Here is a 13556-nt window from a genome sequence, read left to right as displayed (position 1 = left end):
AAAATATATTATTATAAAAAAATTAGCTAGGTTTTAACCTAGTTAATTTTTTTAGTTTAATCTATCTTACCAGCAAGTATACATTGACAAAACCTTAAAGATTTACTATCATGGTTATAATAACTTTTAAAAACTGCACACTACTCATATATCCCTTGAATATGGCAAGGAGCATCTACGGTCAGCCTTAAATTGACCACTATGGGTAATTTTAGTATGAACTTATTTTAGGTATGCTAATTTTACTTTTGTTTAAGTAGGATATAACATATCTTTTTTACTTTCTACCTTATTTAAAAATGTCGTATATATAAATATTTTTATGCTAACTATAAAGATGAATATAAGGTGTTAATAAGCAATATACCATAATTTAGGTATGTTATTTATTTTTACCTAAATAGAATTACAAAGGGGTGTTAATTAAATGGCAAAAATATTAAAACAAGCATATACTTTCGATGATGTATTACTAGTTCCAAATAAGTCAGAAGTATTACCTAGGGACGTTAGTTTAGCTACTTATCTTACAAAAAAAATAAAACTTAACATACCTTTAATGAGTGCAGCGATGGACACTGTTACTGAATCTAGAATGGCAATTGCTATGGCTAGAGAGGGTGGAATAGGTATTATACATAAGAACATGAGTATTGAAAACCAAGCTATTGAAGTAGATAGGGTAAAAAGACAAGAAAATGGTGTAATCACAGATCCTTTTTTCCTATCTCCAGATAACATTTTAGAAGATGCTTTAGCTTTGATGAAAAAATACAGGATATCAGGAGTTCCAATTACAACAAATGGTAAATTAGTTGGAATAATTACTAACAGAGATATAGTTTTCGAAACTGATTATAGCAAAAAAATTAAGGACATAATGACAAGTGAGAATCTAATTACTGCACCAGAAGGAACAAGTATGCAGCAGGCTAAGGAGCTTCTTAAAAAACATAAAATAGAAAAGCTACCTTTAGTAGATAGTGCAAATAATTTAAGAGGACTTATAACTATAAAAGATATAGAGAAAACTTTAAAATTTCCTGATGCTGCAAAGGATGCTAGAGGAAGATTATTATGTGGAGCAACTGTTGGCGTAACTTCAGATATGATGGAACGCGTAGCAGTCTTAGTAAAGTCATCAGTGGATGTAATAACTATTGATACAGCTCATGGTCATTCTTTTGGAGTAATGGATGCAGTGCGTAAAATAAAATCTGTTTACCCAGAACTTCAAATAATTGCAGGAAATATTGCAACAGCTGAGGCAACTCGCGATTTAATTGAGGCTGGAGCAGATTGTGTGAAGGTAGGAATAGGTCCAGGATCAATTTGTACAACAAGAATTGTAGCAGGCGTGGGAGTTCCGCAACTCACTGCAGTAATGGACTGTGTGGAAATGGCAAATAAATATGGAATACCTGTAATCGCAGATGGTGGCATTAAATATTCAGGAGACATAGTTAAGGCATTAGCCGCAGGAGCTAAAGTAGTAATGATTGGTTCTATGTTTGCAGGTTGTGAAGAGGCTCCAGGTGAAATGGAAATATATCAAGGAAGAAGTTATAAGGTATATAGAGGCATGGGTTCTCTAAGTGCTATGGATTCAGGGAGTAAGGATAGATATTTTCAAGAAGGAAATAAAAAGTTAGTTCCAGAAGGGGTAGAAGGAAGATTACCTTTTAAAGGAACTGTTATAGATACTATATATCAAATGATAGGTGGTATACGCTCGGGAATGGGTTATTTAGGTTCAGCTACGCTTAAGCAATTGTTTGAGACTTCAACTTTTGTTGTTCAAAGTTCAGCGGGACTCAGAGAAAGCCATCCACATGATGTATCAATTACAAAAGAAGCACCAAATTATAGCGTGAGCAACTAGAATAGATAAGAGAAGCTAAGTATAAAGCCTAAGAACATTGGAGGAAAAACATTGATTAATAGAGAATTAGTTTTAGTAGTTGACTTTGGTGGTCAATATAATCAACTTATTGCAAGAAGAGTTAGAGAAAACAACGTTTATTGTGAAATAATACCATACACATATTCTGTTGAAAAAATAAAAAGTATGAACCCAAAAGGAATAATATTCACAGGTGGACCTAATAGCGTATATGCAGAGGGTGCCCCACAAGTTGAAAAAGAAATATTCGAGCTCGGTGTACCTATTTTAGGGATATGTTATGGTGCTCAATTAATGGCTCGATCTTTTGGTGGAGAAGTTATAACAGCTGCTGTTCGTGAATACGGAAAAGTAGAAGTTGATCTAAATAAAGATTCTATAATTTTTGCAGGATTAGAAGAAAATCAGTGTTGGATGAGTCATACAGATCATATATCTAAGGTACCAAAAGGATTTGAAATCATTGCAACTTCTAAAAATTGTCCAGTAGCAGGTATAGCCAATGTTTCTAAAAAACTTTATGGAGTTCAATTTCACCCAGAAGTAAAACATACATTGTTTGGTGAAGAAATGCTTAGAAAGTTCCTATATGACGTATGCCTTGTTAAAGGTGATTGGTCAATGTCATCTTTTGCAGTAGAAAAAATTAAGGCTATAAAAGAATTAGTTGGAGACAAAAAGGTGCTTTGTGCATTGTCTGGTGGAGTAGATTCTTCAGTAGCAGCTGTGCTTGTACATAAAGCAATAGGAGATCAGTTAACTTGCGTATTTGTAGATCATGGTCTACTTAGAAAAGATGAAGGAGACCAAGTTGAAAAAATGTTTAAGGGTGAATTTAAAATGAACATAATAAGAGTTAATGTTCAGGATAGATTTTTGGGTAAACTTAAAGGGATAAGCGAGCCAGAGCAAAAGAGAAAGATAATTGGAGAAGAATTTATAAGAGTTTTTGAAGAAGAATCTAATAAACTTGGACAATTAGATTTTCTTGTGCAAGGAACAATATATCCGGATGTAGTTGAAAGTGGAACGGCTACTTCAGCGACTATAAAAAGTCATCACAATGTTGGAGGCCTTCCAGAAGATATGCACTTTAAACTAATTGAACCTTTAAGAGAATTATTTAAAGATGAAGTTAGAGCAGTTGGAGAAGAAATTGGAATTCCTCACTACTTAGTATGGAGACAACCATTCCCAGGACCAGGTCTTGCTATAAGAGTACTTGGAGAAATAACACCAGAAAAATTATTTATAACTAGCGAAGCAGATGCAATATTTAGAGATGAAATTGCTAAAGCAGGACTTGAAAGTGAAATATGGCAATACTTTGCATGTCTACCAAACATCCAATCCGTTGGAGTTATGGGAGACGAGCGAACATACTGTCATACAGTTGCGTTAAGAGCTGTAACAAGTTCAGATGGAATGACATCTGATTGGTCTAGAATACCATATGAAGTATTAGATAAGGTATCTCGTAGAATCGTTAACGAAGTTAAGGGAGTAAACAGAATTGTTTATGATATAACTTCAAAGCCACCTTCAACTATTGAGTGGGAATAGGATGTATAAAGTCTACAAGCCTTATAAAATAAGTGCTTGCGGACTTTCCTTTTATTCTTTGATTTTACTTTAATTTTTCAAGTAAGGAAATTCATTGAACCAATCTTGGATTAGTATAGCAGGGTTAGATCGTTATGCCAAAATTATGAAATAAAGAAAATTGTATAAATGATTGAGTTGTTTTAAACATTGTGATAGAATTAAATAAAGTGGTAGGACCATACTACCAAAAATAATATTTTTATAGAAATTAATCGAAACAATTTTTATAAAATGGTACTTTATAAAAATTTAAATAAACAATGGGTCTATCAAAAAAACAGTTTAATAATATAAAAGTGTAAAGGAGAGGGAAAGTATGAATATTTTGTTATGTGTAAAACAAGTTCCAGATGATTCTATTGAAATCCATTTGGATAATAAGACGAAAAAACCTAATTTGAATGGAGTCAGTTTGGTAGCAAATGCATTTGACACATATGCATTAGAGTTAGCAGTTCGTTTTATGGAAGCTAATGGAGGAAATGTTAGTGTATTAACTGTTGGAGCAGATGATTCTTTAAATACATTGAAAAATTGTCTTTCTGTAGGAGCTAAAGAAGCATTTTCTGTAAAAGATGATTTATATGCAAATTTAGACGGTATTGGAACAGCTAATGTTTTGGTAGATGCTATTCATAAAATTGAAAAAGACAAAGGTGAAAAATTTGATTTAATTCTTTGTGGAAAGGAATCCACAGATGAAATTACTGGTCAGGTAGGAGCAATACTTGCTGAAAAATTGGAGACAAGTTTTGTTAGTAGCGCAATTGAAATCGATTTGAAAGATGGTGTCATGGAAGTTCATCAAGAAACTGAAGAAGGATATAATATAGTTTCTTTAGAATCTCCAGCTGTAGTAACAGTAAGTAAACCAAATTATGATCCACGTTATCCTAGTATTAGAACTAAGATGGCAAGCCGTAAGGCAGTTATTCCAACTTACTGCGCAGCAGAAATTGGAGAGGTAAAACAAGCAAAAGTACGTATCATTGAATATGTTGAACCTCCTAAGAAAGAGGCTGGTATCAAAATTAAGGAAAAAGATGCTACACTAGCAGTAAGTGCTGCTATCGAGCAAATGAAAAAAGATAAGACAATCTAATTAAGGGGGTAACGAAAGTATGAAAGCATTATTGTTTATTGAAACAGATGGAGAAAAAGTATTAGGCGGAAGCCTTGAATTGATTAGTGCAGTAAAAGCATTAGATGCAGAAGGAACAGCTCTTATAGTAGGTAACAGGGCTGCGGCAGATACTGTAGCTGCTTTGGGAATTCCAGTTATTTTTACAGAAACTGCTACAGAATGTGATACTTTGACAGAAGTATTATCACAAACTGTTAAGGAACAAAACCCAGATATTGTACTACTCGCAAATACAGCATTGGCTAAAGATATTGCACCACGTATTGCAGGACGTATGGACTTAGGATTTGTAAGTGACGTAATAGGAATGAATAAAACTGATGGTAAAGTTATATACACTAGACCAGCTTATGGTGGTACAATTTTAGAACACATTGAAGTAGAAGGCACAGCCGTAGTTATAGTTAGAAATGGAACTTTTTCAAAGCCAGAGGCTGGTTCAAGTGCAGGTGTTACAGAGAAAAAAGTAGAAATCCCAGCTAGTGCTGTTAAGACAAAAATTGTTGATATAGTAAAAGACAGTTGTGAATCTGTCAATTTAGAAGAAGCACAAGTTATTGTTTCTGGTGGACGTGGAATGGGAAATGTAGAAAATTTCAAACTTGTTGAAGAATTAGCACGTGTTCTTGGCGGTGTAGTAGGTGCAACAAGACCAGCAATTGAAGATGGATGGATCCCTCGTACACACCAAGTTGGACAATCAGGAAAGATTGTAGCACCAAAACTTTATATTGCATGTGGTATTTCTGGAGCAACACAACATACATCTGGAATTACAGGTGCAAAGTATATTGTGGCAATTAATAAAGATGAAGAAGCTCCAATTTTTGAAATCGCAGATATAAGTATTATTGGAAATGTAAATGAAATTCTTCCAGTTATGATTGAAGAAATGAAGAAAGTAAAAGCAAAGTAAAGGTTTTTTGTTCCTTAGGTATCAATGAAAGAAGAAACAGCTTTATCATTTGGTAAAGCTGTGTAAGCATGGTGTCCATTTATTTTAATATTTATAAAGTAAATGTTTACATCGAAATTTGTATAAATGATTGTGTTGTTTTAAATATTGTGATAAACTTAACTAAGGTGGTAGGACCATAATACCAACAAATAATATTTTTATAGAAATTAATTGAAACAATCTTTATAAAATGGTATTTTATAAAGATTTAAATACTCAATGGTTCTACATTATAGAGTAAGAAAAAGTTTAGAAAGGAAGGATTATTATGACTAAGTATAATCAATTGACAGAAGAATTAATCTTACAATTACAGGAGGCAGCTCCAGGACATATTTTAACAGGTGATGATATCAATGAAGATTATTCTCATGATGAAATGCCTATTTATGGAAAGAAAGCTCCACAAGTTGTATTTATGGCACACTCTACAGAGGAAGTTGCTGCAGTAGTAAAAATATGTAATGAAAATAAGATACCAGTAACTCCAAGAGGAGCAGGAACAGGACTTGCAGGAGGAGCAGTTCCACTTTTAGGAGGAGTTTTAATTGATCTTACAAAGATGAATAAAATACTTTCTTATGACTCAGAAAATTTTGTTGTTCATGTTCAAGCAGGTGTTTTGTTAAAGGATCTTGCAGAGGATTGTATAAAACACGGATTACTCTATGCTCCAGATCCTGGTGAAAAGCTCGCTTGTTTAGGTGGAAACGTTTCAACAAATGCTGGTGGAATGAGAGCTGTTAAATATGGCGCAACACGTGATTATGTACGTGCAATGACAGTTGTTCTTCCAACAGGAGAAATTACTAAGTTTGGAGCTACAGTATCAAAAACAAGTTCAGGTTATAGCCTTTTGAATTTAATGATTGGTTCAGAAGGTACCCTTGGAATTATTACAGAACTTACTTTGAAAACCATTATAGCACCAAAGGAAGTTGCAAGTTTAATTATTCCTTTTGAAAATCTAGATGATTGTATTTCTGCTGTTCCTAAATTTAAAATGGCACACATGAATCCACAAGCATTAGAATTTATGGAAAGAGAAATTGTTTTATCTAGTGAAAGATATATTGGAAAGAGCGTATTCCCTCAAGTAATTAATGGAGTAACTGCAAATGCTTATTTACTTGTTACTTTAGATGCAGGTGATGAAGATGAATTAAATAACCTTATTGAACAAGCAAGTGAAATAGTATTAGAAGCAGGAGCAATTGATGTTCTTGTAGCTGATACACCTTCGAAAATTAAAGATGCATGGGCTGCACGTTCTAGTTTCTTAGATGCAATTCTTGCAGAAACAAAATTATTAGATGAATGTGATGTGGTAGTCCCAATAAATAAAATTGCTTCTTATCTTGCTTTTACAAATAAAGTTGGCGAAGAGTGTGGATTAACTATTAAGAGTTTTGGACATGCAGGAGATGGAAATCTTCACATATACCAATGTAGTAATGATTTAGATGAAGCAGAATTTAAAGTAAGAGTTGAGAAATTCTTTGATATTATTTATAAAGAAGCAGTAGCTTGTGGCGGACTTGTTTCAGGAGAACATGGAATAGGTAGTGGAAAGATAAGCTATTTAACAGAGTGCGTTGGAGAAACAAATATGGAATTAATGAGAGGCATTAAAAAAACTTTTGATCCGAATGGTATTATGAATCCAGGTAAAGTATGCTGTTCAATAGATGCTGCCAACTAATAAAACACAATTCACAAACTAATATAAAAAACGAAAGGTAGGTAATTAATATGAATTTTATACAAGATGAAAATAACCAACAATTACAAGAAATGTATCGCGATTTTGCAGAAAAAGAGGTAAAACCAATCGCAAAAGAAATTGATGAAAATATGCGCTTCCCAGCAGAAAATGTAGCAAAAATGGCTGAAATGGGCTTGCTTGGAATTCCATTTCCTGAAGAATTCGGTGGAGCTGGAATGGATACATTAAGTTATGTACAATGTGTAGAAGAATTATCTAAAGTTTGTGCAACAACAGGTGTTATTGTTTCAGCACATACAAGTCTTTGTGCAACACCAATTTACACATACGGTACAGACGAACAAAAAGAGAAATATTTAAAACCACTTGCTTCAGGTGAAAAATTAGGTGCCTTCGGATTAACAGAACCTTCTGCTGGAACTGATGCTTCTTTGCAAAAGACAACAGCTGTATTAGAAGGAGACCATTATGTACTAAATGGCAGCAAGATCTTTATTACTAATGCAGGATTTGCAGACATATATATTATTTTAGCTATGACAGATAAGAGTAAGGGAACAAAGGGTATTTCAGCATTTATCGTTGAAAAAGATTTCCCTGGTTTTACTGTTGGAAGTCATGAATTAAAGATGGGAATCAGAGGATCTTCTACATGTGAATTATTCTTTGATAATTGCATAGTTCCAAAGGAAAATCTTTTAGGAGTAGAAGGTAAAGGATTTAGCCTTGCAATGGCAACTCTTGATGGAGGCCGTATTGGTGTTGCCGCACAAGCTCTTGGTATTGCAGAAGGTGCAATAGAAGAAACTATAAAATATGTTAATGAACGTGTTCAATTTGGGCGTACTATTTCAAAATTCCAAAACACACAATTTGAACTTGCTCAAATGCGTGCAAATACAGAAGCTTCAAAACTTTTAGTATATCAAGCTGCATGTGCAAAGGATAATCATGAAAAATTTTCACATTTAGCTGCTATGGCAAAATTAGTTGCTTCTAGAAATGCCAGCGATGTAACAAGACGTTGTTTACAATTATTTGGTGGATATGGATATTCAAGTGATTATCCAATTGAAAGAATGATGCGTGATGCAAAAATAACAGAAATTTATGAAGGAACATCAGAAGTTCAAATGATGGTAATTTCTGGATGGATGGGTGTTAAATAATAGATAACTAAAATTAAATAAAAAACAGATGATCAGGAAGATGATTTCCTGATCATCTGTTTTTAATGGAATAGAGAATAAAATTACTTCGACTTATTAAAAAAAAGCGATATTATAATAGAAATATTAAAATAAGATAATTAAAAGTGGTTATGAAATATGCTAATAAATTAGTATATCATAACCACTTTTTTTATATTCAGATGAAGTAATTTAGGCTTTTAAGTGACTAAAGTTTAGTATAAGTAGTCATATGACACCTAGGGCATGGAGGTAATACGTCAGTGTCTTGATCTAAAATAACTATTTCCCCACAAGTAGTACATATATAAGTGCCTTTACCTGGTTTTTGTCCTGCTGTATACATTAATATCAACTCCTTTAAATATAAGTATTCAACACTAGTTTGAGAAAACCTGCATTAAACAAATGATTTATGTAAAAATATGAAGAATGACTAGTACAGCCGCAGATTTGATAGGTAATAAATGAAAATCTAGTGGGAAAAATTGTTCGTTGAATTATTATAAAGTATATGGTATGGAAGACAGTACGGATGTACAATTAAGGATAGTTATGTTGGTTTCAGGGGGTATAGGGTACAGAAAGAGCACTCGCATAAATGTACTTTTTTATAAAAATTCACAAATCATTCTTATTTTCGTCACTCTAATGACACAGAGAGTTGTTATTCTAAGTACATAGAAAGTAGTTGATTTTTTTAATTAGAGCCCCCTTTAATTAAATTAATATAAACCTTAAAAGAACTGGTTATATAACCGGTTCTTTTTATTGCGAATTTTTTTGGTATTTCATAACTTTTTATATGTTTGAAATTTTCTACTGTAGGGTGTTCTCCGCCAATTCTAATTGTCATCTCGTCTATACCTATTACAAAATTATTGTTAAGCAAGTTATTGAAAACATTTTTTTCAAAACGATACACTTCAATGCTTAGTTTATGCTAGTATGTCCATTGAAACATTTATTATGTTAATTAAAACATAATATATATTAAAGTGTGGCATAATAAATTTATAATTTTAGAGAGCAAAAATAATAATGTGTATGCTCTAAAATGGCGTACTAATTGATTGTTTTAAAAAATATAAAGAAAGGTATGTGAAAAGAATGAATAAATTAGAAACACTAATAGATGCAGGATATGAGATAAAAATTCAATCAAATGCTAAATTCTGTTTAACGCTGCAAGATACAGTCCCTTGTATGAATTTTAATGCGGATAACATAGAGGAAGCTATTGATTCAGCTTATTACTTTGTAAAAGAAATGAAGACAGTAGCAGATAAGACGGAAATACAAACTGAGATAGAAACGCAAATAAAGGATTTTAAAACTATAATTGAAGAAATACAACCACAAGAAATAAGCATTAATGAAGATATGCTTAATGGGGAATTTAAGACGACCATTAGTACTAGATTGTATTCCGAAGTTTGGGGGCAGTTTAAAGATTTTACAGACGAGCGTAAAGAGTATAAAAGCATAGATTTAGTAAGCATGGCACTTTTAGAATATATTGAGAAATACAAAAGATAACATATAAAAAAATATTATTAGATTATGCTAACAAAGGATATATGGCATAAAATGCATTTTAATATGCCTAGTAATTCTTATTTTACTTGGCAACATAGATGCACTGAAAGCAATATATCCTTTTTGTTATAACTGATTAAAGAAAAATTTGCAATTTAAAATTACAGGTTACAACCTAAAGCAATTTTTTAACATCGTATAAAGAATTTTGAACCAGCCAGGCTTGGGGAAAAAACTTACCTACGGTCCAATAGCTTACTCCACCTAGATTATAGTCATTAGCAGTTCTAAGTTTTGCATTCATGCTTCTAGCATCTTCGAACCAAACAGCATGTTTTTTGCCATTAGAATCATAATAGTTAAAAAATGGAGCTTGAGAAATAGGGTCATATTGAATAGAAGCAAATACTTTTCTTGCAAGATCTACAGCCTCTACGTTTCCTAATGCTGTTGCTGTAGTCCCTTTTACGAAAGGTAGAGTCCAATCATAACCATAATTAGGTATACCCATAAAAATCTTTTTACTTGGAATTACTGTTACTGCATAATCAAGGATTTTTTTTACTTCATTAATTGGAGACACTGCAAGTGGTGGCCCAGCGGTATATCCCCACTCGTAAGTCATCAGTATAACATGGGTAGCCAAAGCACCATGAACTGGGTAATCATGAGCCTCGTAAAGTAAACCTTTTATATCGCCAGAAGGTTTAGGGGCTAAGGCTGTTGTTACAGGATACCCTAAAGGCTTTAGTCTGTTTACTACTTTGCGTAAAAAATTATTATAGTTTACTCTATCTTCAGGATGGATGTATTCAAAATCTATATCCAATCCGTAATAATTTTTATTTTTCAAATTATTAACTATGTTATTAATTAATGTGTTTTGCACATTTTCATCTGTAAGAATAGTATGGACTAAATCGCTATCAAATCCACCACCTTCTTTTAAGTTTGTAATAACCATCATAGGAGCTACTTTAGCTTTTCTAGCAGCTTGAATTAGAGGAACGTCATTTATACCTTTTAGTGTGCCATCGGGTTGCACTTGATGACTAAATATACTAAGATATGTGAGGTTTGGGAGAGTTTTTGCAAGAACATCCATATTCGTAGTAGGAAGTGCATATGCATTAACTTCGATAGAACCTAATTTTTGGGGAGAAAGTGGTATATTTATGATTTGACCAGGGTAAATTATCATTGAGCTAGTAAGAAGAGGGTTTGCAGCATATAAATCTGCAATAGTTACGTTATACATTTTAGCTATACTGTATAGTGACTGCCCAGGAAGAACTTTATGAGTGCGGGTGTCCTGTAGTATTACAAGTGTTTGGCCTACCACAAGTTCATTTGGTTTTGTGAGTTCATTATCAGAAGCTATTTTATCATATGAAACACCATATAATTTAGAAATTTCATATAAGTTTTCGCCACTTTTTACAACATGAATAATCAAAAAAATCACACCTTATATATTAATATACTTTAATATATGCTATATAACACGAGGGAGTACATAGTATATTCATATAATGAGAACATAATTTACTATTAATTCAAGATTTTATTTAAAAACTTGATTTATTTTCTTAGATAAACTAAAATTATTTTAGACTATCATAGTGAGAAATTATTCCTAGATAGAAGTTAATAATGATTATTTTGTTTCAAATTATAAACAAGGAGGAATATTAATGGAAAAAATTTTAACGTTAGATTTGAGTAAGACGATTCCATATTTAGCTGAACATGAGATATCTAATTTTCAACCAATGGTATCTACTGCACATAAAATGCTTACAGATAAAACAGGTGCGGGAAATGAGTTTTTAGGATGGATAGACCTTCCTGTGAATTATGATAAATCAGAATTTGCAAGAATTAAAAAGGCAGCAGAAAAGATAAGAAAAAATTCTGAAGTCTTAATAGTAATTGGAATAGGTGGATCTTACCTTGGGTCTAGAGCGGCTATAGATATGTTATCTCATAGTTTCCACAATTGTCTTTCTAGCGATAAAAGAAAATCACCTGCAATATTTTTTGCTGGAAATAATATAAGTTCTACATATATGGCGGATTTAATTGATGTTATAGAAGGTAAAGATTTTTCAGTGAATGTAATATCAAAATCTGGAACTACCACAGAGCCAGCAATTGCATTTAGAATATTTAAAGATTTATTAGAAAAAAAATATGGTAAAGAAGGAGCAAAAGAAAGAATTTTTGCGACTACTGATAAAGCAAGAGGAGCTCTAAAAAAATCAGCAGATGCAGAAGGTTATGAAACTTTTGTTATTCCTGATGATGTAGGGGGAAGATTTACAGTGTTAACACCCGTAGGACTGCTTCCAATAGCAACAGCAGGTATTAACATAGACGAAATGATGAAGGGCGCAGCGGATGCAAGAGAAGCTTACAGCAATGATGACATAAGCAAAAATGATTGTTATAAATATGCTGCGGCTAGAAATGCTCTATATAGAAAAGGCAAAGTTACAGAAATATTAGTTAACTATGAGCCAGCACTTCAATATTTCGGTGAGTGGTGGAAACAACTTTATGGTGAAAGTGAAGGAAAAGATCAAAAGGGAATATTCCCAGCAGCAGTTAATTTTTCTACAGATTTGCATTCTATGGGACAATATATTCAAGAAGGTGTAAGAAATATATTTGAAACAGTTATAAATGTTGAAAAGCCAAGAATAGAATTTGTAGTAGAAAAGGATAATAAAGATTTAGATGGATTGAACTTTTTAGCAGGTAAAACTATGGATTTTGTAAATAAAAAAGCTTTTCAAGGAACAGTACTTGCTCATAATGATGGTGATGTACCTAATATTATTTTAAATGTACCAGCAATAAGCGCATATAATTTTGGACATATGGTCTATTTTTTTGAGAAGGCTTGTGCAATAAGTGGATATCTATCAGGTGTGAATCCTTTTGATCAACCAGGAGTTGAAGCATACAAGAAAAACATGTTTGCTCTTCTTGGAAAATCAGGATATGAGGACATTAAAGCAGAACTCGAAAAAAGACTTTAGAGAAATGAGAATTATTGTAGATGCAGATGGGTGCCCTGGTAAACAACTAATAGAAAAGGCAGCTAAAGAAAATGCTATAGAGCTTATTATGTATTGTGATATTAATCATGTTTTAAGTAGTGATTATGCATCAATAAGATATGTGGACAGTGGGTTTCAGAGTGTTGATATGAAAGTAGCCAATGAAGCTAAATCTAAGGATATAGTAATTACTCAAGACTTTGGTGTCGCTGCAATGGTTTTAGCTAAAGGAGCTTATGCAATAGGGCCTAAAGGCCACATATATGATGATGATAATATCGACAAGTTATTATTTGAGAGGCATTTGTCTAGCAAATTAAGACGGAGCGGAGGAAAAACCTTTGGCCCTAAAAAACGAACAAAGGTCGATGATGAAAAGCTTTATAACAATTTAATTAGACTGATTCTAAAAGCCAGGCAGTAAGA

At 32.6% G+C, this 13556-nt stretch carries 10 protein-coding genes, 1 pseudogene and 1 riboswitch; of the genes and pseudogenes, 9 read left to right on the top strand and 2 right to left on the bottom strand.

What is annotated here, in order from left to right; genetic code table 11:
- The first annotated feature begins 124 nt into the window (after positions 1-124).
- Positions 125-222: riboswitch (purine riboswitch) on the top strand.
- 205 nt (positions 223-427) lie between these two features.
- From guaB to VIM70_RS15310, 6 genes are all read left to right on the top strand, one after another.
- On the top strand, positions 428-1882 hold the full coding sequence (gene guaB / locus VIM70_RS15335) for an IMP dehydrogenase (RefSeq protein ID WP_331946645.1): 1455 nt from the start codon (positions 428-430) through the stop codon (positions 1880-1882).
- A 54-nt stretch (positions 1883-1936) separates the two neighbouring features.
- Entirely contained in the window at positions 1937-3466 is a 1530-nt protein-coding gene (guaA, locus tag VIM70_RS15330; protein WP_331946661.1) for a glutamine-hydrolyzing GMP synthase, read from the top strand.
- Between the two features lie 358 nt (positions 3467-3824).
- Positions 3825-4610 carry an electron transfer flavoprotein subunit beta/FixA family protein gene (locus tag VIM70_RS15325; RefSeq protein WP_331946644.1) on the top strand — a complete coding sequence of 262 codons (786 nt, stop codon included), beginning with the start codon at positions 3825-3827 and terminating at the stop codon, positions 4608-4610.
- A gap of 19 nt (positions 4611-4629) precedes the next feature.
- Positions 4630-5568 carry an electron transfer flavoprotein subunit alpha/FixB family protein gene (locus tag VIM70_RS15320; RefSeq protein ID WP_331946643.1) on the top strand — a complete coding sequence of 313 codons (939 nt, stop codon included), beginning with the start codon at positions 4630-4632 and terminating at the stop codon, positions 5566-5568.
- Between the two features lie 310 nt (positions 5569-5878).
- Positions 5879-7312 carry an FAD-binding oxidoreductase gene (locus tag VIM70_RS15315; protein WP_331946642.1) on the top strand — a complete coding sequence of 478 codons (1434 nt, stop codon included), beginning with the start codon at positions 5879-5881 and terminating at the stop codon, positions 7310-7312.
- A 50-nt stretch (positions 7313-7362) separates the two neighbouring features.
- A complete protein-coding gene (locus VIM70_RS15310; protein ID WP_331946641.1) occupies positions 7363-8505 on the top strand; it encodes an acyl-CoA dehydrogenase in 1143 nt (380 codons plus the stop codon).
- Between the two features lie 229 nt (positions 8506-8734).
- Here the strand turns inward: VIM70_RS15310 and VIM70_RS15305 are convergent.
- Positions 8735-8884: pseudogene (locus VIM70_RS15305) on the bottom strand (zinc ribbon-containing protein); the annotation flags it as partial.
- A gap of 752 nt (positions 8885-9636) precedes the next feature.
- On the opposite strand from VIM70_RS15305, the gene VIM70_RS15300 reads away from it, so the two are divergent.
- On the top strand, positions 9637-10065 hold the full coding sequence (locus VIM70_RS15300; protein ID WP_331946639.1) for a hypothetical protein: 429 nt from the start codon (positions 9637-9639) through the stop codon (positions 10063-10065).
- 175 nt (positions 10066-10240) lie between these two features.
- On the opposite strand, the gene VIM70_RS15295 is transcribed toward VIM70_RS15300, so the two are convergent.
- On the bottom strand, positions 10241-11521 hold the full coding sequence (locus VIM70_RS15295) for a glycosyl hydrolase family 18 protein (RefSeq protein WP_331946638.1): 1281 nt from the start codon (positions 11519-11521) through the stop codon (positions 10241-10243).
- A gap of 238 nt (positions 11522-11759) precedes the next feature.
- Between VIM70_RS15295 and VIM70_RS15290 the strand changes: the two genes are divergently transcribed.
- Both VIM70_RS15290 and VIM70_RS15285 read left to right on the top strand, forming a co-directional pair.
- The gene (locus VIM70_RS15290) at positions 11760-13109 is read left to right on the top strand and encodes a glucose-6-phosphate isomerase (protein WP_331946637.1); all 1350 of its coding nucleotides are present in this window, start codon (positions 11760-11762) and stop codon (positions 13107-13109) included.
- A 4-nt stretch (positions 13110-13113) separates the two neighbouring features.
- Positions 13114-13554, top strand: a complete 441-nt coding sequence (locus VIM70_RS15285; RefSeq protein ID WP_331946660.1) for a YaiI/YqxD family protein — start codon at positions 13114-13116, stop codon at positions 13552-13554.
- Positions 13555-13556 lie beyond the last annotated feature (2 nt).

The sequence above is a fragment of the Clostridium sp. genome, assembly GCF_036569345.1.
Lineage (GTDB): Bacteria > Bacillota > Clostridia > Clostridiales > Clostridiaceae > Clostridium_AD.
This window is presented reverse-complemented; position numbering and strand designations above follow the sequence as displayed.